At 63.3% G+C, this 20,231-nt stretch carries 21 protein-coding genes; 10 read left to right on the top strand and 11 right to left on the bottom strand.

The window, feature by feature from the left end:
- The first annotated feature begins 197 nt into the window (after positions 1-197).
- Complete coding sequence (locus BLS48_RS26530) at positions 198-668, top strand: VOC family protein (protein WP_091584579.1); 471 nt, start codon at positions 198-200, stop codon at positions 666-668.
- A gap of 56 nt (positions 669-724) precedes the next feature.
- Here BLS48_RS26530 and BLS48_RS26525 read toward each other — a convergent pair whose 3' ends face one another.
- The 4 genes from BLS48_RS26525 to BLS48_RS26510 all read right to left on the bottom strand — a co-directional run bounded on the left by BLS48_RS26525 (position 725) and on the right by BLS48_RS26510 (position 3,607).
- Positions 725-2,317: a peptide chain release factor 3 gene (locus BLS48_RS26525; protein WP_091584349.1), complete on the bottom strand. Its 1,593-nt coding sequence runs from the start codon at positions 2,315-2,317 to the stop codon at positions 725-727.
- 125 nt (positions 2,318-2,442) lie between these two features.
- Positions 2,443-2,739: a hypothetical protein gene (locus tag BLS48_RS26520; protein ID WP_143019513.1), complete on the bottom strand. Its 297-nt coding sequence runs from the start codon at positions 2,737-2,739 to the stop codon at positions 2,443-2,445.
- 37 nt (positions 2,740-2,776) lie between these two features.
- Complete coding sequence (locus BLS48_RS26515) at positions 2,777-3,310, bottom strand: hypothetical protein (protein WP_091584344.1); 534 nt, start codon at positions 3,308-3,310, stop codon at positions 2,777-2,779.
- 15 nt (positions 3,311-3,325) lie between these two features.
- Positions 3,326-3,607: a DUF4242 domain-containing protein gene (locus tag BLS48_RS26510; protein WP_091584341.1), complete on the bottom strand. Its 282-nt coding sequence runs from the start codon at positions 3,605-3,607 to the stop codon at positions 3,326-3,328.
- Between the two features lie 201 nt (positions 3,608-3,808).
- On the opposite strand from BLS48_RS26510, the gene BLS48_RS26505 reads away from it, so the two are divergent.
- Both BLS48_RS26505 and BLS48_RS26500 read left to right on the top strand, forming a co-directional pair.
- Complete coding sequence (locus tag BLS48_RS26505) at positions 3,809-5,644, top strand: winged helix-turn-helix domain-containing protein (protein WP_091584338.1); 1,836 nt, start codon at positions 3,809-3,811, stop codon at positions 5,642-5,644.
- Between the two features lie 69 nt (positions 5,645-5,713).
- Positions 5,714-6,781, top strand: coding sequence for an NAD(P)/FAD-dependent oxidoreductase (locus BLS48_RS26500; RefSeq protein WP_091584336.1), 1,068 nt, complete (start codon positions 5,714-5,716; stop codon positions 6,779-6,781).
- Here BLS48_RS26500 and BLS48_RS26495 read toward each other — a convergent pair.
- From BLS48_RS26495 to BLS48_RS26485, 3 genes are all read right to left on the bottom strand, one after another.
- On the bottom strand, positions 6,775-8,142 hold the full coding sequence (locus BLS48_RS26495) for an amidase (protein WP_091584333.1): 1,368 nt from the start codon (positions 8,140-8,142) through the stop codon (positions 6,775-6,777). The two genes, BLS48_RS26500 and BLS48_RS26495, sit on opposite strands and share 7 nt — an antisense overlap.
- Before the next feature lie 340 nt (positions 8,143-8,482).
- Complete coding sequence (locus BLS48_RS26490) at positions 8,483-9,280, bottom strand: class II glutamine amidotransferase (protein ID WP_091584331.1); 798 nt, start codon at positions 9,278-9,280, stop codon at positions 8,483-8,485.
- 15 nt (positions 9,281-9,295) lie between these two features.
- Positions 9,296-9,550 (bottom strand): DUF6356 family protein, encoded by a 255-nt coding sequence (locus BLS48_RS26485; protein WP_091584328.1) that lies wholly within the window; start codon positions 9,548-9,550, stop codon positions 9,296-9,298.
- 115 nt (positions 9,551-9,665) lie between these two features.
- Here BLS48_RS26485 and BLS48_RS26480 point away from each other — a divergent pair, with 115 nt between their 5' ends.
- The 5 genes from BLS48_RS26480 (at position 9,666) to BLS48_RS26460 (ending at position 13,179) form a co-directional block, all read left to right on the top strand.
- Positions 9,666-10,136: an Lrp/AsnC family transcriptional regulator gene (locus BLS48_RS26480; RefSeq protein ID WP_091584325.1), complete on the top strand. Its 471-nt coding sequence runs from the start codon at positions 9,666-9,668 to the stop codon at positions 10,134-10,136.
- Between the two features lie 85 nt (positions 10,137-10,221).
- The gene (gene dut, locus BLS48_RS26475) at positions 10,222-10,707 is read left to right on the top strand and encodes a dUTP diphosphatase (protein WP_091584322.1); all 486 of its coding nucleotides are present in this window, start codon (positions 10,222-10,224) and stop codon (positions 10,705-10,707) included.
- Complete coding sequence (locus BLS48_RS26470; protein WP_091584319.1) at positions 10,707-11,372, top strand: HAD family hydrolase; 666 nt, start codon at positions 10,707-10,709, stop codon at positions 11,370-11,372. Before dut ends, BLS48_RS26470 begins: the two co-directional genes overlap by 1 nt.
- 72 nt (positions 11,373-11,444) lie before the next feature.
- Positions 11,445-12,296 carry a hypothetical protein gene (locus tag BLS48_RS26465; RefSeq protein ID WP_091584317.1) on the top strand — a complete coding sequence of 284 codons (852 nt, stop codon included), beginning with the start codon at positions 11,445-11,447 and terminating at the stop codon, positions 12,294-12,296.
- Positions 12,297-12,375: 79 nt separating this feature from the next.
- Positions 12,376-13,179, top strand: coding sequence for an isocitrate lyase/PEP mutase family protein (locus tag BLS48_RS26460; RefSeq protein WP_091584314.1), 804 nt, complete (start codon positions 12,376-12,378; stop codon positions 13,177-13,179).
- Positions 13,180-13,188: 9 nt separating this feature from the next.
- Here BLS48_RS26460 and BLS48_RS26455 read toward each other — a convergent pair whose 3' ends face one another.
- Both BLS48_RS26455 and BLS48_RS26450 read right to left on the bottom strand, forming a co-directional pair.
- Entirely contained in the window at positions 13,189-13,887 is a 699-nt protein-coding gene (locus BLS48_RS26455; protein WP_091584577.1) for a sulfate transporter family protein, read from the bottom strand.
- A gap of 87 nt (positions 13,888-13,974) precedes the next feature.
- Positions 13,975-14,892: a DMT family transporter gene (locus tag BLS48_RS26450; RefSeq protein WP_091584311.1), complete on the bottom strand. Its 918-nt coding sequence runs from the start codon at positions 14,890-14,892 to the stop codon at positions 13,975-13,977.
- A 242-nt stretch (positions 14,893-15,134) separates the two neighbouring features.
- On the opposite strand from BLS48_RS26450, the gene BLS48_RS26445 reads away from it, so the two are divergent.
- Entirely contained in the window at positions 15,135-16,127 is a 993-nt protein-coding gene (locus BLS48_RS26445) for an adenosine kinase (RefSeq protein ID WP_091584308.1), read from the top strand.
- A 481-nt stretch (positions 16,128-16,608) separates the two neighbouring features.
- Positions 16,609-17,322, top strand: a complete 714-nt coding sequence (locus BLS48_RS26440) for an antitoxin Xre/MbcA/ParS-like domain-containing protein (RefSeq protein ID WP_091584306.1) — start codon at positions 16,609-16,611, stop codon at positions 17,320-17,322.
- Positions 17,323-17,460: 138 nt separating this feature from the next.
- Here BLS48_RS26440 and BLS48_RS26435 read toward each other — a convergent pair whose 3' ends face one another.
- Together BLS48_RS26435 and BLS48_RS26430 are read right to left on the bottom strand one after the other, a co-directional pair.
- Positions 17,461-18,552, bottom strand: coding sequence for a sensor domain-containing diguanylate cyclase (locus tag BLS48_RS26435; RefSeq protein ID WP_091584303.1), 1,092 nt, complete (start codon positions 18,550-18,552; stop codon positions 17,461-17,463).
- Between the two features lie 1,379 nt (positions 18,553-19,931).
- Positions 19,932-20,231: transposase (locus tag BLS48_RS26430; RefSeq protein WP_143019512.1), on the bottom strand; the 300-nt coding region annotated here is incomplete at its 5' end.

Genomic DNA, 20,231 nt, shown 5'->3' with positions numbered 1-20,231 from the left:
GCGCTCGATGGGAGCGTGACGGCGCTGAATTCGGACCGCAGGCGTTATAGACGTCCAAGCCTTCTCTGGCCACAATTTTGCAATGCGCCAGAGTCCCGCGAAAACGAGGCGCTGCAAAAAATTGCATGCCACTGTCGGATTGCATGCCTCACGACCGTCCTTGGGCAGATGGCAAAGAGCAAACGGAGGAGCACGACATGCAAAAGATAACCACCTGCCTGTGGTTCGACGACCAGGCCGAAGAGGCGATGAATTTCTATGTCTCCATCTTCAAGAATTCGAAGGTGCTGAGCGTGATGCGTTGGCCCGAAGGCCACGCCGATGAAGGCAAAGTGCTGGTGACCACGTTCGAACTTGACGGCGTGGCGTTTCAGGCGCTCAACGGCGGACCGCAATTCAGGTTCAACGAAGCGATGTCGCTGTCGATCGACTGCAAGACGCAGGAAGAGGTGGATTATTTCTGGGACAGGCTCATCGAAGGTGGCGGCGAACCGTCGCAATGCAGCTGGCTGAAGGACAAGTTCGGCATCTCCTGGCAAGTCGTGCCGGAGCAACTGCCGCGCCTGCTCGGGGATGCGGACCGGGCCAAGGCCGGCCGGGTGATGTCAGCGATGATGCAGATGAGCAAGATCGACATCGCCAAGATTGAAGAGGCGGCCGGAGGCTGAGAACTGCGCGATCTTCCCTTCTCCCTAGGTTGGGGAGAAGGGAAGGGCCACTAGGCTCAAGCCGCCCTGTCACGCACCTGATAGTCCTTGATCGTGGCGAAGCGGATCGCCTTCCAGCGTTCGGCTTCATAGTTCAGCGAGAAGGCGTGCTGGGCGAGGAACACCGGATCGTTGTCGAGGTCGCGGGCGATGTCGCCGCGATGCGCCTCGATGAAGCGAAGCACCTCGGCCTTGTCGTCGGCCGAGATCCAGCGGCAAACCGAAAAGCGCGACATCTCGAATTCGACCGGCAGCGTGTATTCGAAATTCAGCCGCTCCTTCAAGACATCGAGCTGCAGCGCGCCGACGACGCCGACAATGGCCGGCGAGCCGTCCTCGGGCGAGAACAGCTGCACGACGCCTTCCTCGGCCATCTGGTGCAGCGCTTCCTTGAGCTTCTTGGCCTTCATCGCATCGCCCAAACGGACACGGCGCAGGATTTCCGGCGCGAAATTCGGCACGCCGCGGAACAGGATTTCCTCGCCCTCGGTCAGCGTGTCGCCGATGCGCAACGTGCCGTGGTTGGGGATACCGACGACGTCGCCCGCAAACGCCTCGTCTGCGGTGACGCGGGTGCGGGCAAAGAAGAATTGCGGCGCCGACAGGGACATCGGCTTGCCGGTGCGCACCAGCTTGGCCTTCATGCCGCGCTCGAGCTTGCCCGAGCAGACGCGCACGAAGGCGATGCGGTCGCGATGGTTGGGATCCATGTTGGCCTGGATCTTGAAGACGAAGGAGGTCATCTTGTCCTCGGTCGCCTCGACCTTGCGGGTGTCGGCCTCCTGCGCGCGCGGCGGCGGCCCATAGGCGCCGAGCGCCTCGATCAGGTCGCGGACGCCGTAGTTGCGCAGCGCCGAGCCGAAATAGACCGGCGTCAGGTGGCCTTCGCGGAAGGCGTCGATGTCGAGCGGGCGGCAGGCTTCGCGCGCGAGCTCCAGTTCCTCGATGAAGGCCTCGCGCTCGTTTTCCGGCAAAAGGCCGGCGACGCGATTGGAATCGGGACCGTTGACCGGCGTGCGCTCCTTCTCGTCGTCGCCCTTGCGGACCGCGTTCAGCGCCAGGTGATAGGTGCCAGAGAACGTCTTGCCGCGGCCGATCGGCCAGGTGATGGGTGCGGTATCCAGCGCCAGCTTCTGCTCGATCTCCTCGAGGATCTCGAACGGATCGCGGCTTTCGCGGTCCATCTTGTTGACGAATGTGATGATCGGGATGTCGCGCAGCCGGCAGACCTCGAACAGTTTCAGCGTGCGCGGCTCGATACCCTTGGCGGCGTCGATGACCATGACGGCGCTGTCGACCGCCGACAGCGTGCGATAGGTGTCGTCGGCGAAATCCTCGTGGCCGGGCGTGTCGAGCAGGTTGAAGACATTGTCCTCATACTCGAAGGTCATCACCGACGTGACGACCGAAATGCCGCGCTCGCGCTCGATCTTCATCCAGTCGGACCGGGTCTGGATCTTGTCCTTCTTGGCCTTGACCTCGCCGGCAAGCTGGATGGCGCCGCCGAACAGCAGCAGCTTTTCGGTCAGCGTCGTCTTGCCGGCGTCCGGGTGCGCGATGATCGCGAAGGTGCGGCGGCGGGATACCGCCTGTTCGATGTCTTCAGCCAATTTTTGGAATCCTGTCTGTGGCGCGGGCTTCTAGCAGCGCATTTCAGGCCTGTCGAACAGATTTGGCCGGATTGGTCCGGGACCGCCTCTGTGACCAAGGAAAATTGGCAATGAAACCGCGACTTTCAAATCCACAGACGATCACGACCATCCTTGCTGCCGGAGCGGATGACTGAGGAGATTTCGGAGCGATCGATGCCAATGTCGCGCAACAGATAGTCCGGCAAGTCCTCAAACCATGCCCGATCTCCGCGAATGCGGATGATACGGGCCAGGGCACGAAGGCCACGGCGGTATATTGCGATGGCCAGTGCGAAGGAGCGCCCAGTGGCCGGCTGATCAACGATGAATTCCGGCGCTATACGAAGAACTGACATGGTCATGTTTCCTTTGTTTGATCGATGGATGATTGGGAGGGCCATGCAATGACCCTCCCAAAGGTGCAGCGCATCGCCTGCTTCAGGACTGGTCGTGTACGCAGCTCACATACGGGTTCCAGTCGGCGAACATGCCGGCCGGATTGTGCCGCCAATGCCAGACGTGAAGCTCATAGTAGGGGTCCACCGGATGGACACCCACCGTCGTCTTGCGCTGGAGGGTGCGGCCGAGGAACTCGGGAACGCCCTTGTCCTTCCAGTCCTTCTCGAAGACGATGTACTCCATGCCGACGAGCTGCATGGTGCCATCGGATTCCGGCTCGTAGGTCAGCACGTCCGGCTCGCCGAGCACCAGCTTGCCGTCACCAGCGCGGCCGGGATGGATGAAGTGAATGCCCATCGTGCCGTGCTCGTCATGCGTCGTGCATTCGAAGAGTTGCTGGTAGCCCTCGGCCTTGGCGACCTCGATATTGACGTACTTGGCCGCCATTTCCCGGGACCGGTTGAGCACCGGGTCGGGCGTATCATGGGCATCCGCGGAGCCGCAGGCGAGCGCGGAGGCCCAAATGCCGGCGGACAACGCGGTGCCGAGGATGAGATTTGCGAAGAGTTTCACGGCCGTCCCTCCGCGTCAGGCGCTGGCGTACGCCGTCGTCGGATCGAACAGGCGCTTCACCTGTGTGATCTTCGTCGCCGGGAATCCGCTCATCTTGGCGTGGCGCTGGATGATCGCTTCGTCCTTGGCGAGATAGACGCAGAACGTCTTGTCGTCGGCGACGAAGGATTCGACCCACTGAATTTCCGGGCCGAGTTCGGCGAGGACGGCGTTCGAGGCCTTGGACGCGTCGCGAAGCTGCGCGCGCTCGAAAGTGCCGACCTTGGGAATTTCCCTTTCGATGATGTACTTGTGCATTTCGTAGTCTCCTTGTCTGGGGTTCAAATGCCGTCGGACGGGCGACCATGTCGCTGCCGGTGACATCCCTGGGGCTGCTGCGTTAAAGTGCAGCTTGGCTCGCCAGGCAGACGGAGAATGACAGGAGGGGCGGCCGACAGTCCTTACGCCGCCCTTATCTTCTTCTGATCCTTTGCGTTGTCGCTGGAGGGAATTCTGCCGATGGGAGTTTATTGCTTCGGCAATTTCGTGCTGAACGAGGATTCTCGCGGCCTTCGTCTCGCCGACAGAGAGATCGACGTGCAGCCTCTGGTGTTCGATTTCCTTGCCATCCTTCTGCGTCATCAAAACCGGGCTTTGAGCAAGGACGAGTTGCTTGAAACGCTGTGGCCGGGCGTCACGGTGACCGAGGCCTCGCTGCAGCGCGTGGCCAGCCTTGCCCGCAGCGTTCTGCGCCAAGGCAGCATGGAAACGGCACTGCGCAACCTGCCGCGGTTCGGCTACCGGATCTGCCTCGATCCGCCGACCGTTTCCGATCGGAGCACGAGCCCGGTCGATCCGGGCGCCGCTCCTTCGAGTCCCGGGTCACAGATCTTGCGTGCAAGAACGGCAGCGACGGCCAGGAAATGGCAGGAAGCCGCGACCTTGTTCGCCGAAGCGGATGCCGCTCAGCAGCTTCTCACCTCCGATCTCGAGGAATGGGGACTGGCCCTGGAATGCATGGGACGACCGGCCGAAGCCATTCCGCTCCTGACGCGTGCGGTCGCGGCATACAACACTGCCGGACAACGTCTGCGGGCGGCTTCCCCGGCAATCACGCTTGCGAGAATCCACCTTGAGAGAGGGGAGCTCGCGGTGGCCAAAGGCTGGCACAAGCGCGCTGCCCAGTTGATCGATACGGCCACCGACAGCCGGGAACAGGGCCTCTGGTGCTGGATGGGGGCGCGCATCATGGGAGCGGAAGCCGAGCCCGAGCAGGCGCTGGCGCTGGCCGAGCAAGCCTTCGAAGTTGGCAAACAACTCGAAGATCCTGTCGTTGAATCGCTCGGTCTCATCTATCGCGGCTTCTTCAAGCTTTGCCTCGGTGAAACCAAGTCAGGTGAAGAAGACCAGGACTTCGCAGCCGCCCTCGGCCTGTCCAGCGACATCGATCCGATCGTTGGCGGTATCCTCTATTGCAACATTCTTTGGGCCTGCCGGAATTTCGGCGACTGGGCGAGAGCCAACCAGTGGACGCTCGGCTATGAAAGCTGGTGCAAGGGACATGGGCTCGAGGACCTGTCCGGCTCTTGCCGGCTGCATCGGGCCGAGGTGCTCGGGGTGCACGGCACGCTGAAGGAGGCCGAGGCACTGGTGCGCGCGGCTCTCGAACAGCTTGCTCTGGACGCACCCTGGGCGACGGGCGATGCATTGCGCGTTCTTGGCGACATTCATCTCTCCGCCGGAGATCTCGCCGAGGCGGAAGCGGCCTATCGCGCGTCCCATGCTGCAGGCTGGGACCCCCAGCCCGGCCTTGCACTCCTGCAACTGGAGCAGGGACAGGCCGAGGCTGCTTTCGCCTCTCTCGAGCGATCCCTTGTCGGGAACGGCTGGCCGACCCTGCAGCGCAAGGGTCTCATTCTCGCCACGCTGGCCAAGGTGGCGGCACGGACGGGTCGGCCGGAGCGCGCGAAGGAGGTCATCGCCGAGCTGGAGAAGCAGCCGCAACGCTGGCCGATGGCATCGATCCGGGCGCTCACGGCGGTGGCCAAGGCCGAGCTCTTTACACGAGAAGACCGATTGGCCGAAGCCGCCCGAGAACTGCAAGTCGCCTGCGCGCGCTGGAACGAGATCGGTTCGCCGATCAATGCCGCCGATGCCCGGCTGTCGCTAGCAGTTTTGCTTATTCAACTGGGCGATCACACGGGCGCCGAGCTGGAGCTTGGCACCGTCCTGGCGGTCGCAAGGAAAGTCGACTCGCCACGGCTGCTGAGGCGGTGCGACGAGCTGCGGACGCTGCTCGCTGGCGCGACGAAAGAAACGGCACAACCATTACCGAGAACGCATCCAGGTGGATGAGCCTTCCCCACTATTGAGATATGCCCGCCGTGATGTCATCAGAAGATGCCCATTCGGCAGAGGACCAGCATGAGCAAGAAAATCATCGTCATCGGCGCCGGCATCATCGGTGCCTCCATCGCGTGGCATCTAAGCAAGGCGGGCGCGCGGGTGACGGTGATCACCGACGGTGCTGCCGGCGGCGTCGCGACGCCGAATTCGTTTGCCTGGATCAATGCCAGCTGGGGCAATCCGGAGCCGTATTTCCGGCTGCGGACGCGCGCCATGGCCGAATGGTCGCGACTGGCGCTGGACCTGCCAGGCCTGCCGCTCGCCTGGTGCGGCGGCCTATGCTGGGATCTGTCGGCCGCCGATATGGTAACCTATGCCAGAGAGCATTCATCCTGGGGCTATGGCATCGAGCGCGTCGACCGCGCCAGGGCGGCGCGCATCGAGCCCAATCTCATGGAGCTTCCGGATGCCGCCTTGCATGTCGCCGAGGAGGGTGTTGCGGAGCCGGTCGCGGCCACGAAAGCGTTGCTGGCTGACGCCGAACGGCGCGGGGGGCGTATCATCGCCAGCACGGTCACGGCGCTGGTCCAGACCGAAGGCAGAATTACCGGCGTGGACACATCGCACGGCCTGGTTGCCGCCGACGAGGTGGTGATCGCGGCCGGCGTCGGCTCGCCGGATATTGCCGCGACAGCCGGCATCAACTTGCCGATCGAGACACCGCCCGGGCTGATCGTCCATTCGCGGCCTTACGAAAAACTGCTCAACGGGCTTGTGCTGGCCGACCGGCTGCACATGCGCCAGACGGCGGAGGGCCGCATCATCGCCGGCTCGGATTTCGGCGGCGCCGATCCCGGCATGGATCCGCAAGCCACCGCCCGCGAGCTGTTCGCGGCTATGAAAACCATGCTGCGCGGCGGCGACGGGCTGGAACTGGATTTCCACACCGTCGGCTACCGGCCGACGCCGATCGACGGCTTTCCGATCATAGGCCGCGCCGAGGGCATGGACGGGCTCTATGTCGCGGTCATGCATTCGGGCATCACACTGGCGCCGGCCGTCGGCCTGTTCGCCACCCGGGAAATCCTCGACGGCGAGCGCGACCCGCTGCTTGCCCCATACGGGTTGTCGCGCTTCGCTCAATAGGCTGGCGGACGGCGAAAACCGCCGGTGAGCGGCTCGATCGCCGCCGCAATGCCGAGCAGCCGCGACTCCGACCAGCGTTTGCCGACCAGTTGCAGTCCGATCGGCAGGCCGTCGCTGTCCTGCCCGCACGGCAGCGAAAGCGCGGGATGGCCGCTGTAGTTGAAGACCGCGCCATAGGCGGGCAGCAGCCAGTAGCTCTGCTCCTTGCCGTCGACCTTGATCGGCGTGCCCGGCTCGCAATGCGGGAAGGCCGTGGTCATGGCGACCGGGCAGAGCAAGGCGTCCCAGCTTTCGAAAAACCGGTCCCAGGCGAGAGTGGATCTGTCACGGCGGGCGAGCGCCTCGAACCAGCGCGATACCGGCGTCGGTTGCTCCGGCGGCTGCGCGGCTTCCATCATCATGCCGATCAACGCGCCGCCCTGCTCCAGATCGTCGTGCAGATCGAGCTTGGGCGGTTTCGCTTCCTCGACGATCGCACCTGCCGATTGCAGCTGCTTTGCGAGACTTTCGAGCGCGGCACTGATATCGCCGGCCACCGGGAAGCCTGGAAAGGGCGGCGCGACGGCAATGCGCAAGGTCTTGAGGTCGAGCTTTGGCATGGCTTCGACCGGCACCGGCGCAAGATCGGTATCGCTCCCGTCCGGCCCGGCGATGATTTGATAGATCAACGACAAATCTTCCACGCTGCGCGCCAGCGGGCCGAGGCAGGACATCAGCCGCACGCTGCGCGCGGCACCACCTGGATCGGGGAAGGCGCCGGCCAGCGAGACACGATGCTCCGTCGGTTTGAGCCCATAGACGCCGCAGAAAGCAGCCGGCAGGCGGATCGAATCCTGCATGTCGGTGCCGACATCGAACGGCGTCATCCCGGCGCAAAGCGCCGCCGCCGCACCACCGCTGGAACCGCCGGCGGTGCGCTGGGGGTCCCACGGATTGCCGGTGCGGCCGAACAGCGGATTGTTCGACTGCCAGTCCGACAGCATGGTCGCGACATTGGTCTTGGCCATCAGCACGCCGCCGGCCGCCTTCAGCCGGGCGACGACCGGACTGTCGTGCCTCGCGACATAGTCGGCGAAGGGCGGAAAGCCGACCGTGGTTTTCATGCCAGATGTCTGGTGCATGTCCTTCAGCGTGAACGGCACGCCATGCAGCGGCCCGAGCGCCTCGCTGCGCGCCAGCGCCGCGTCCGCCTTCTTTGCGCGCTCGCGAGCCCCTTGCCTGTCGAGCGAAATGACGGCGTTGACCGCCCCATTGTGCCTGTCGATCTGCGCCAGATGCGCGTCAAGTACTTCCACGGCGGAGATTTTCCGCGCGGCGATCGCGGCGGCGAGATCGACGGTTGAGGAAAAGACGATGTCCATGCTCAAGGCTCCGCCTTGGCCGCACTCGCCCTGATCAAGATGGCGGACGGCGGCGCGACTTCAAGCCAAGTTGAGCATTCGAGCATCGGCCGCGCTTGATCGGAATTGTGCAGCTGGAACTGTCGAAGTCCGCGCGCTACGTCGCCCCCCTCTGTCCTGCCGGACATCTCCCCCACGGGTGGGGAGATTGCCGTCATCCCGGCTTTCGCCAATCTCCAACGTTGCAAGACTGGCGAAGCTTCGAAGCTGCTAATCTCCCTCCTTGTGGGGGAGATGTCCGGCAGGACAGAGGGGGGCGCGAAGGAACGCGACGTTGCCGCAAAATAAAAAAGCTGAAAGACTATCCGACCAGCGCCAGCTTCGCCGCGGAAGGGGCAAAGGGGCGAATGGTGATGCCATCCCTGGTCATGGTGACGAAGCTCGACGGCGGGATCGCCTGCCAGTCGCCACCCTCGCGATCGAAGGGTTCGGAAACGATGCAGCGGCCGCCCCGGCGCAAGACGGAGGTGTAGAGCGTCGGCGCATGAGCGTCGGTGGCGTAACGCACCGCATGCAGTGCTTGCCCATCCGAGAAGGCGGCAGTGAGTTTCAGCGCCGGCTCGAGCCCGGCTCGGCGCGAGGCTTCGAGCACCCGGCTGGTGGCACGGGACACGGCGCCTTGCGGATCGGTGGCCAATCCTTCGTCGATCAGCAGCAGGAAGAACAATTCGGAATCGGTGGTGCCTTCGCGCTGGTCGAAAACGGCGTCGCAGAGCGAGTTCTCCAGCGCCCGGCGGATCTTTTCAAAGCCGCCGATCTGACCATTGTGCATGAACGACCAGCGGCCTGAGATGAAGGGATGGCAGTTCATGCGGCTGGTGGCGCCACCCGTCGACGCCCGCACATGGGCAAGGAACAGGCCGGACTTGATCTGCCGGCACAGGCTTTTCAGATTGGGGTCCGACCAGGCGGGCAGGATGTCGCGATAGTGACCCGGTTCGGGCCGGTCGCCATACCAGGCAAGGCCAAAACCGTCGCCATTGGTCGGCGATTTTGCTTCCTGAGCGCAATGGCTCTGGGCGATCAGCGAGTGACAGGGCGCCGTGAGGATGTCTTCGAGAAAGACCGCTTCACCAAGATAGGCCGCCCACCGGCACATCGCATCAACCGTTCTCTAGGCGCGATCCATGAGAGCCGCAGGCTCCTTGATCGCGTGTTTGCCTCTGTTGTGCGTCCGCTCGTAAAGCTCGCGAACGATTCGGCTGGCGGTAGTCTCAAACAGAAATGGCAAGAAAGCGTGAACGAGCGCGGCACCCGCCGCCATCAGCAACCGCGACGAGAACCAGGCGGCAAAGGCCATGTGGCCGAAATAGGTTTCGCCGACCTTGGCCGGATGAGAGGTGAAAATCCTTGCGAGCCCTGCCGACATGCTGATTCCCCTTCAGCGCTTGGGTTCCTGATGGTAAGTATCCTGACATGCTTCGCAGGTTCATTGGTCTCAAAATGTCCTTGTATTCGGCCATTTCATGGGACAAACATCCCACATGGCGCTGGAAATCGACGAAATCGACCGAAAATTGCTGACCGAATTGCAACGCGACGGCACACTCTCCGTCGACCAGCTGTCGGAACGGGTGGCCTTGTCGCGCAATGCCTGCTGGCGCCGGGTCAAGCGGTTGGAGGAGGATGGCGTCATCACCGGGCGGGTGGCGCTGGTCGATGCCGACAAGCTCGGGCTTGGCCTTTCGGTGTTCATCCTGATCCGCACGTCCAACCACGATCCGGACTGGTTGCAGAAATTCCGGGCGGCGGTGACCGGCCTTCCCGAGATCACCGGCGTCTATCGCATGTCCGGTGACCTCGACTATGTGCTGCGCGCCCGCGTCGCCGACGTAAAGGCCTATGACCGGCTCTACCAGCGACTGATCGCCAAGGTGGCGCTGTCGGACGTTTCCGCCTCCTTCGTGATGGAGGAGATCAAGGAAACAACTGTCGTTCCGATGGAACTACGCTAGATCACGGTGATGCCACAAAGAAAGCCGTTGATAGCATTGCGGTTGAGTTGACCGAATCGCGGTTCGCGCCGATAGGATCGATTTTATGCGCGCAGCCCTCCACACTCCCTCCGTCATCGGTCCGTCCGTCGGCTTCGTCAGGTTGCCGCACGGTGAAGGGCTTCCTCTCCCCGCCTATGAAAGCACCGGCGCCGCCGGCATGGATTTGCGGGCCGCGGTGCCCGACGACCGGCCGCTGCTGATCCTGCCGGGCAAACGTGCTTTGGTGCCGACCGGGCTGATCCTGGAAATTCCGGAAGGCATGGAAGGCCAGGTGCGGCCACGTTCGGGGCTTGCTTTCAAGCATGGCCTTACCGTTCTCAACACGCCCGGCACCATCGACAGCGACTATCGCGGCGAGGTGAAGGTGCTGCTGATCAATCTCGGCGACGAGGATTTCGCGGTGACGCGCGGCATGCGCATCGCCCAGATCGTTTTCGCGGCGGTGACGCAAGCAGCGGTGGAAGAACGCACCTTGGCCGGCGGAACGGCACGTGGCTCGGGCGGGTTCGGATCGACCGGCACCGCCTGATGCATGGGGCCCTGCCAAAACTCGTTATCTTCGACTGCGACGGGATCCTGGTCGATACGGAGAACCTCGCCAATCGACGCCTCGCCGAATGGCTGACCGCCGCCGGTTATCCGACAAGCTTCGAATATTGCCGCAAGAACTTCTCCGGCCGCAGCATGGCATCGGTGCAAAAGGAGATCGAGGCAGAGACCGGCGTCAGGCTCGGCGCCGATTTCGTTGATCGCTGGAATGCCGGCCTGCCCGACCTGTTCGCCCACGGGGTCGAGACCATCCCTTACGTCCACGACTTCATCGAAGTGGTGCGCGCGGCCGGCATCGCTTATTGCGTCGCCACATCGGCCAGGGTGTCGAAGATGCACATCACGCTTGGTCAGACCGGGCTGTTGCCGCTGTTCGAACACGCGCTGTTCAGTTCGACCATGGTTGGGCGCGGCAAGCCATTTCCCGACCTGTTCCTGCATGCGGCGAAGACGATGGGCTTTCCGCCCGCCGACTGCATCGTCATCGAGGATAGCGTCGCCGGAACGCAGGCCGGCATCGCCGCCGGCATGCGGGTATTTTCCTATCATGGCGATCCCTATTCCGACCGCGATGGGCTGGTGAAGGCCGGCGGCATCCTGTTCGACGACATGCGCGAGCTCGCCGGACTGGTGCCGATCCACTGATCTGATCGTCAGCTCGCGGCTGTACGCCTCGATTGTCCGTGCTAGCTTGGCGCTGCCAATTCGAGGCCCCGCATGAAACCCACCCTGCTTCGCTTCGTTCTCGCTCTTGTGCTGCTGCCGTTTCTATGGACGGCAGCCGGCGCGCAAGCCGTCAGCTTCCCGGAACTCGGCAGCGCGCTGCCCCGCCACCAGGACGTCACCTATCTCGACCTGGCCAGGATGGTCATCCCTGACCTGAGCGCGGACAAGGACGGCTTCTACAAGGGTGGGTCGCCGATCGACATGCGCCACATCGAGGGACCCGATAGCGGCGGTTCGCCGCCCGAGGCGTCGAGCCTCCCCAATGCAGCGCTGCTCGACATCAGGGCCGGCGGCAAGGATCGGCTGGCGATGCTGTTCGACCTCGGCGATTCTCCGGACAGCGCCGAGGGCTATGCGGTGCTGGCGCTCTACGACATCACGGCCAAGCCGAGGCTGCTCGACGCCGTCAATGTCGCCGTAGACCGCAGCACCTATTTCCGTGATCCGGGCAAGCTTTCCGTCAGCCCCAACGACGATTTGCTCATCACCATGAGCACGCATTTCAATTCGAATCAGGGCTATGTGAGCACGCCGCTGATCATGGTTCGCAACGACCGGTTCGAGCTGATCGACATGATCTACACGTTCGACGAGAACCTGTGCGCCTACAAGCGCACGCAGGATATCGCCTTCCAGCCAATCGCCGACAAGCCTTATGCCGCGATCAAGGCGACGGTGACCGACGCCACCATGCCGAGCGGTGAAAGCTGCGACGAGGCACCGCCAAAGGCTTCATCGCACAAGATTTCCGTCACCTATCACTGGGACAAGAAGACATCGCGCTACGTCAAGGATTCCGACGCGTTCGAACGTTTGTCAGCAGAGAACGCGAAACGCTTCTAAACCAATCGCATTCGTTTGCCCGACCGAGGACGGCAGGATAAATTCCGCTCCACCACACCGCACATGATGGGGAACTACCATGGACAAGGGCAAGATCTTTCGTGACCTGCATGCCTCGACCTTCGTTATGCCCAATCCCTGGGACGTCGGCACGACGAAGTTGCTGGGCTCGTTCGGCTTCAAGGCGCTGGCGACGACCAGCGCCGGCTTTGCCTTTTCGCGCGGCCTGCCGGACGGCGCCGTCACCTTCGAGGCGATGATCCATCATTGCCGCGAGGTGACGGCGGCGACCAGCCTGCCGGTCTCGGCGGACCTCGAACGCGGCAAGGGCGACAGTGCCGAGCAGGCCGCCGAAACCATCTTCGCGGCGGAAGCCGCCGGCCTTGCCGGCTGCTCGATCGAGGACCACACCGGTGACCCGGACAAGCCGATCTATGATTTCTCGCACGCGGTCGAGCGCGTCGCGGCGGCGGTGGAGGCGGCACGGGCGCTGAAGCGCGATTTCGTCTTCACGGCGCGCGCCGAGAATTTCCTGTGGGGCAAGTCCGACCTCGACGACACCATCAAGCGGCTGCAAGCCTTCGAGAAGGCCGGCGCCGACGTGCTCTATGCGCCAGGCATCGGCGACGTCGAGATGGTCCGCACGGTCTGCTCGGCTGTCGGCAAGCCGCTCAACGTCATGGCGAGACCGGGCTTCACCATCGCCGATCTTGCCATGGCCGGGGTCAAGCGCATTTCGCTCGGGCCATGGCTGACCAATTTCGCCTATGGCATGCTGGAGACGGCGGCGCGCGAGATCCAGCAGGACGGCACGTTCGGCTTCACCCGCGCCGCCATGCCGTTCGGCAAATTGCAGGCGCTTTTCGCTAAACCCGTCGCGTGACGCTTGCGGTCACAGGCGGCTTGCGCGGGCCGAAATCGCCTTGTGCAGATGCACCATCATGGCGGCGGCGAACAGTGGCGTCACTAGGTTGAGCAGCGGCACGGCGAGGAAGGCCGATATGACCAGCCCGGCGAGAAACACCGTGCCGGCATAGTGCCTGCGCAAGGCCCTGGCCTCTGCCTCCGGGCGAAAGCGCATGGCGGCGAATTCGAAGAACTCACGCCCGAGCAGATAGCCGTTGACGATGAAGAAGGCGGCGATGTTGATGCCCGGCACCAGCAGAAGCAGCAGGGCGACGATGTTGCCGAGGATGACGACGCCGAGGAATCTCATCGACAGCCCCAGCGACCGCAGGGCCGGCATGGCGCGTCCCGGCCGATCGTCGGGATAGTCGGTGCGCTCGACTACTTCGGCGACATCGTCGAGAAACAGGCCGGCGACAATCGCCGTCACCGGCGCGATGAGCAACGCCATGCCGAAGGCAAGGGCGATGGCGGCGATGATGCCACCCAGCCAGCCGGCCCAGGAGGGCATGCCGGGCAACAGCGCGTGGAGCCATGGCAGGGCCAGCCAGTCGACGAGGCTGGTCAGGCCGAGCCACAAGGCGACCAGCGCCAGCAGGGTCAAGCCCAAAGTCTTGAAGAACACGGCACGAAACGGAGGCGAGAGCAGCTCAAGGGCCGCAGTGCGGGCAGCGTCGAAAATCACCGTGCTTGAACCCCAGGTCAACGGACACCGCCGAGCCGGCGGACGCTCCCGAGATAGGCAGCGCAGGGCGCGAGCACAAGCCAATGGCTATCGAGCGAGCGCCGGCTTTCGCACCGGGATGGTCATGGCGGCGACGCCTGCGACAACAAAGGCCATTCCCAGCCACGCCGTCGAACCCAGGCTTTCGCCGAGGAAGAGGGCGCCGATGCCGACGCCGATCGGCACGCGCAGATAGGCTTGCGACGTCGTGCCGACCGAGCCCAGCGTGTGGATCAGGCGGAAATAGATGACAAAGGCCAATGCGGTCGAGAAGACGGACAGGCCAAGCAAGGCCAGGATCGACACCGCCGACGGTGCCAGCGTCCATGGCTGGTCAACCACAAGGCTGAGCGGCACGAGCATGATTGCGCCGCAGAGCATCGAGCCGGCCGCCGGGAGCATCGGATCGAGGCCCTTGAAGCCGCGGCCGAAGATCGCCGCACCGGCATAGCAGATCGTTGCCGCGACGATGGCAAGCTGCGCCCAGAGCTGGTGACCGAGACCACCCAGCGCCTCGGTGCCGATGATGAGGCAGATGCCGGCTATGCCGGCGCCGACGCCAAGCAGCTTGCGCAACGTCACCGGCTCATGGCGGGTGATGAGCGCGGTCAACAGGAAGGTGAAGATCGGCGAGGTCGCATTCAGGATGGTGGCAAGGCCGGCGTCAACCGAGCGCTCGGCCGCGGCGATCAGCGTGAACGGCACCACACTGTTGAGGCAGGCCTGGAAGGCGAAACGGCGCCAGCTTGCGGCATCGCGCGGCATGGCGAGCCCACGCCAGCGGATGATGGCGAACAGGATACCACCCGCGATCAAGGTGCGCGCGGCAATGAACGTGACCGGCGGGATCGTCTCGACGCCGATCTTGATGAAGGTATACGAGGCGCCCCAGAGCACCGCCAGCACGGCAAGCAGCGCCAGCTCGGTCGTCATATCGTTCTTTGTCGGCCCGTTGTTTGCAGACATGGGGGCTGGTTCGCCTTGGGACGTGATCGGCTGAACCAGGCTTGTAAGCGACGCGGCGATGAAATGTTTCGGCCACGGTCGAATTGTCGTAGCGCCTGGCGTGTCGCGCTCCCGAGGGCCGCCGTTCGCGGACCGGCATCACCTGAATATCAGCGCACCCTAGGCAAACCCGTTACGAATCGCTACACCCGCGCCCGGCCGGTGTGGCAAGAAGCCGGCTCGGGTTCTTGGCGGAGACTTTGATGCCGGATTATGACGTGCTTTGCATCGGCAATGCCATTGTCGACATCATCGCCCAGTGCGACGAGGAATTCCTCGAGACCAACGGCATCATCAAGGGCGCGATGAACCTCATCGACACCGAGCGCGCCGAACTGCTCTACAGCCGCATGGGCCCGGCGATCGAAGCGTCCGGCGGCAGCGCCGGCAACACGGCGGCCGGCGTCGCCAGCTTCGGCGGACGCGCCGCCTTCTTCGGCAAGGTCTCGAGCGACGCGCTCGGCGAAATCTACGCCCATGACATCCATGCGCAGGGCGTTGCCTTCGACACCAGGCCGCTCAAGGGCGAGCCGCCGACGGCGCGCTCGATGATCTTCGTCACCCCCGACGGCGAACGCTCGATGAACACCTATCTCGGCGCCTGCGTCGAACTCGGGCCGGAGGATGTCGAGGCCGACAAGGCCTCAGGCGCCAAGGTCACCTATTTCGAGGGCTATCTGTGGGACCCGCCGCGCGCCAAGGAAGCGATCCGACAGACGGCGAAACTGGCGCACGCGGCCGGCCGCGAAGTATCGATGACGCTGTCGGATTCGTTCTGCGTCGATCGCTACCGCGACGAGTTCCTCGACCTGATGCGCTCCGGCACCGTCGACATTGTTTTCGCCAACAGCCACGAGATCAAGTCGCTCTACCAGACATCGTCGTTCGACGAGGCGCTGGCGCAGATCCGCAAGGACTGCAAGATCGCCGCCGTGACGCGCTCTGAAAAGGGCTCGGTGATCGTGCGCGGCGACGAGACCGTCGTCATCAGGGCGACCGCCATCAGGGAGCTGGTCGACACGACAGGCGCCGGCGACCTCTACGCCGCCGGTTTCCTGCACGGCTACACGCAAGGCCGCGACCTCAAGACCTGCGGCGACCTTGGCTCACTGGCGGCCGGACTGGTGATCCAGCAGATCGGCCCAAGGCCACGGCAGAATTTGCGCCGCGAGGCGGAACAGGCGGGGTTGTTGTAGCGACCGTCAAGCTGCCGATCTCCCCCCTCGTGGGGGAGATGGCCGGCAGGCCAGGGGGGGCGCTGTCCCGCCGGCATCTCGAAGGTTTTACCCTCGAAATGGCCGGCATGACCTCCCTGGATCCGAGGTGCGACGCCGGCCAAAGAGCGCGGGGAGCGGACACAAGTATCGCCGCGTAGCGATCCTTCGCGCCCCCCTCTGCCCTGCCGGGCATCTCCCCCACAAGGGGGGAGATCGGCAGCTCGGCCGTCCCGCTGCTCACCGTCGCGCAGCTGTCACACATCGCACCTACACGCAATCGAGGCCCCCGCGACTGACATTTCGGGGCGTCCATAGCCAGTTGGGGTGTCAAAAAAATGCAAGACAGCAAGCTGTCGGGCCGCTGCATTCGTTGCCGCTGCGATTTCCGCTTTCCGCACTAGACGTTCAACATTCGGCCGCGGCTGAGGGAGGAGCGCGCGCGGCCCAAAAAGACAGATGCATGAACAGATTTCAGACCCAGACGACCGGCATCAGGCAGGACGAATTCGCGGAGATGGTCGCGGAAAGAGTCGAACGCGCGCTTGCCCACTATGACGAGGCCATCAACAAGCCCACCATGGTCTCGGTCGGCAAGATCGCCGGCAGCATAGCTTCCGCCGTCACCCTGCTGTCGCCGAAGCATCAGCGTGCCATCGACGCCATCCATGCCGACCTTCCCGGCCTGGCATCGAAGTTCGTGCGCGCGCTGGCGGCGGAAGCCGCGCGCCGCAGCGAAGCCGGCACCGCGACAAGCCTGCCGGCGGCATCGCTGGCGGATATCGATGGACCTGTTTCTTCATCCCCGCGCAGCCAGTCCGACGACCTCGAATCGATGCTGATCGAGGACTGGGCCGGGCGGGTCGCCGGCTCGACCTATCTGGAGGAGAACCTGCGCATCGCGCGATCGACCCTGCATCGCTGGCAAAGGCGGGGCGAGGTCGTCGCCCTGCGCAAGGGCGGCCGCAAGCATGTCTTCCCGCTGGCGCAGTTCGTCGACGGCAGGCCGGTGGCGGGTATCCGCGAGGTGCTATCCCTGATTAGCAATCCGAGGCTCGCATGGCTGTGGCTGACCCGCCCCTCGGCGCAGCTCGACGGCCGCATCCCGATCGACCTGCTGCGACAGGACCAGATCGACGATGTGGTGCTGGCCGCGCGTGCATTCGCGCCAGATTGAGTGCCTTGAGGCCTGGGCAGACACCAAATCGGGCCCGGCCGGCATCAAGCGGTTCCGCGAGTGGCTGCCGGGGTAATCGCCGAGCACAGGCAGGCGGTGAGGCTGGTTCAGGGCCTTTTGTGCACGCCCTTGATGGCGCTAGGCTGTCTTGCGAATCGGGTGGCGAGGCCCGCACGATGGCAGTTGCGGCGCCATTTCCTCGGCGGTGACCAGACGGTTGCGGCCACTCTTTTTCCCGATGTACATCAGGCGGTCGGCGAGCGCGATCAGCGCTTCGGAATCGGCGGCTTCCGCCGGATACATGGCCACGCCAACGGTGCAGCCGACCTGGATGGCGCCATTCGGCGTCGGAACCTTGATCCGCAATCTTTCCAGGATGCGTTCGGCGACGCGCACGGCCTTCTGCTGTGCCAGATCGGCGTCGCCCGAGAACAGGAAGGCGAACTCATCGCCGCCGAGCCGGGCCACGAAATCGGCGCTGCGCAGGATCGAGCGAAGCTGGCTCGACACGCGCTGCAGCAGCGCATCGCCGGCCTCGTGGCCGAGCGTGTCATTGACTTCCTTGAACCGGTCGAGGTCGATGAACAGGAGACCGGCCGCCTCGCCGGTGGCCCCGCAGCGGGCGACCACCGATTTGAGTTCGTCATGGAAGGCGCGCCGGTTGGGCAGGTCGGTCAAGGCATCGTGGTTGGCCGAATGGTCGCTCTGCTGCTTCGCAACCTCGATCTCGCGCTTTTGCGCCGAAAGCTCCTCGTTGGCTGCCTTCAGATCCAGGAGCAGCTGGGCGTTGAGGTCCTCGACAACCTTACGATCGCTGATGTCGACGACGAAGCCTTCCAGGAATTCGAGTTGGCCGGTATCGTCCCAGACACCGCCGCCAATCTCGCGAACCCAGAGCGGTTCGCCGACCCTCGGCACGATGCGGTAGTCGACGTTCCAGTTGCAACGCGCCTCGAGCGCGGCGTCGACGGCGGCATAGACCGCGGCGAGGTCGTCCGGGTGGATGGCCGAGACATAGTCGCGCACGGCGTTGTGCACGAAATCCGTTGGCGGAAAGCCGCTGACCGTGAGAACGCCGTCGCTGATATAGAGCATGGTGTAGGATGCATCGTTGCGGCAGCGGTAGAGATAACCGTCCATGCGGCCGGTGATGCTGAGCAGGGCGTCCAGCCGCTCGTCGTGGTCGGCTCCCAGGCCGACCGCGGATACAGGAATTCCGTCATGCTTCATGGCCGCACCCCCGTTTGGCGGTCTGAGCGCGCCGAAGATGCCGTTACGGCAAGTCGGCAAGAGGTTCCCTATATCAGTTGAATCTTATCAATCCCTTATGAGGCGACGCGAACAGGGTGGTCCCGCGCCGCGGCGCGAGCGGGGCAAGCGTTCAGTGACTCGAGCGCAGTCAAACGCCGGCGGCCGCGAAAAGTTGGTCAGTAGCGAGGGCCACCCCGGCGGCCCTCTGTGTAGGCCGCGATCGCCGGAATGCTGGAGATGTCTCTGTCCTTAGCGGTCAGCGAGCCGATCCGAACCGATTGTTGCACCAGTCATCACGGCCACAAGCTCCGCTGGCCAAGAGCCTATACAGACCGTAGGCTCGCAACTTCGCCGACATAGCGCTGACATCCAAACTAAGCGCAAGAAGACGGCGTTGAACAGTTCTCCCATACCGACAAGGAAGATCCTAGCTGCGACCTCAATCGTTGCTTAACGATCGCTCCGGGCCACAGATCGTCGCCGAAGCCGGCAATTCCAACGTCTGTAACTTGGGCACCCTAGGCGGCGGCGTCACTTCCTGTGTTCAATCTGATCGGCCTTACCAACCTAACTAGAAGGGCGCACGGCATTCGTCTCGGACGATGGTGTCACCGAGTCGCAGACATTCCCTGGCTAGACGACAGGCGACCCGCTAGTTGTGATGAACCTCTGACTAAGCCTGGCTAGAGCAAATCGCCACCCTTTCTGGCACAACGTCAGTTGGCGAAGGAGGGCACATGCCGTTTTACGTATAAAAAAAGATGAACTCCCGCTCCAGAATGCTATAGGTCTCTAATGGCCTACGATTTCTCGCGATTCTCTACACAATCTTTTGAGCGATTTGTCCAAGCTCTGGCTGCAGCCACGGTTGGGGCACGCATTCAAGTATATGGTAGCGGCAAAGATGGCGCCCGCGAAGCAACCTATACGGGACATTGCAGAATCGCAAATGAGGATTGGCGTGGCTATGTGGTCTTTCAAGCCAAGTATCACGAAATCACTGAGACACCAGCCAAGAATACCGCATAGCTAATTAATCAGATCGATCTTGAGATGTCGAAATTTGAGGACTCGAAGAGGTCATTGGAAATTCCTGACTACTATGTCTTGGCCTCTAACGTTCGACTGAGCGCTAGCGCCGCCAATTCCTCTGGCAAAGGGAAGGGAGGCATCGACAGAGTCACTGAACATTTACAAAGTTGGGCGGCGAAGCTCGGGATAAAGGGCATTCATCTATGGCATGCCGACACATTGGGAGCACTGCTCGATGTTCACAATAACGTAAGAGCGCTTTTTGACTTTTGGGTGCAACCCGGTGACGTTCTGGCTGCTACCTTAGAGTCGGACTCGAAAAGAGGTCAATGATAGCAATATCTTGAGAGACGGCGCGTGATGAGGCGTATGTGGGCGATCATGATCCACGCCTCGGCGGAAGCGACGGATTTCTCGAAGTCCTTCGCCAGCCTTCTGCATCTGCCGAGCCATGCGAAGGTCCGTTCAACGACCCATCTGCGCGGTAGAACCTCGAAGCCCTTTGCCTTGTCGGATCGCTTGATGATTTCCAGTGTCCAGTGCCCGATTTTCCGCAGTCGCCTTTTCAGCTTGTCACCCGCGTAGCCGCCATCGGCAAAGACATGCAGCAGCCAAGGCCATCTTTG

The sequence above is a fragment of the Mesorhizobium qingshengii genome, from assembly GCF_900103325.1.
GTDB lineage: Bacteria > Pseudomonadota > Alphaproteobacteria > Rhizobiales > Rhizobiaceae > Mesorhizobium > Mesorhizobium qingshengii.
This window is presented reverse-complemented; position numbering and strand designations above follow the sequence as displayed.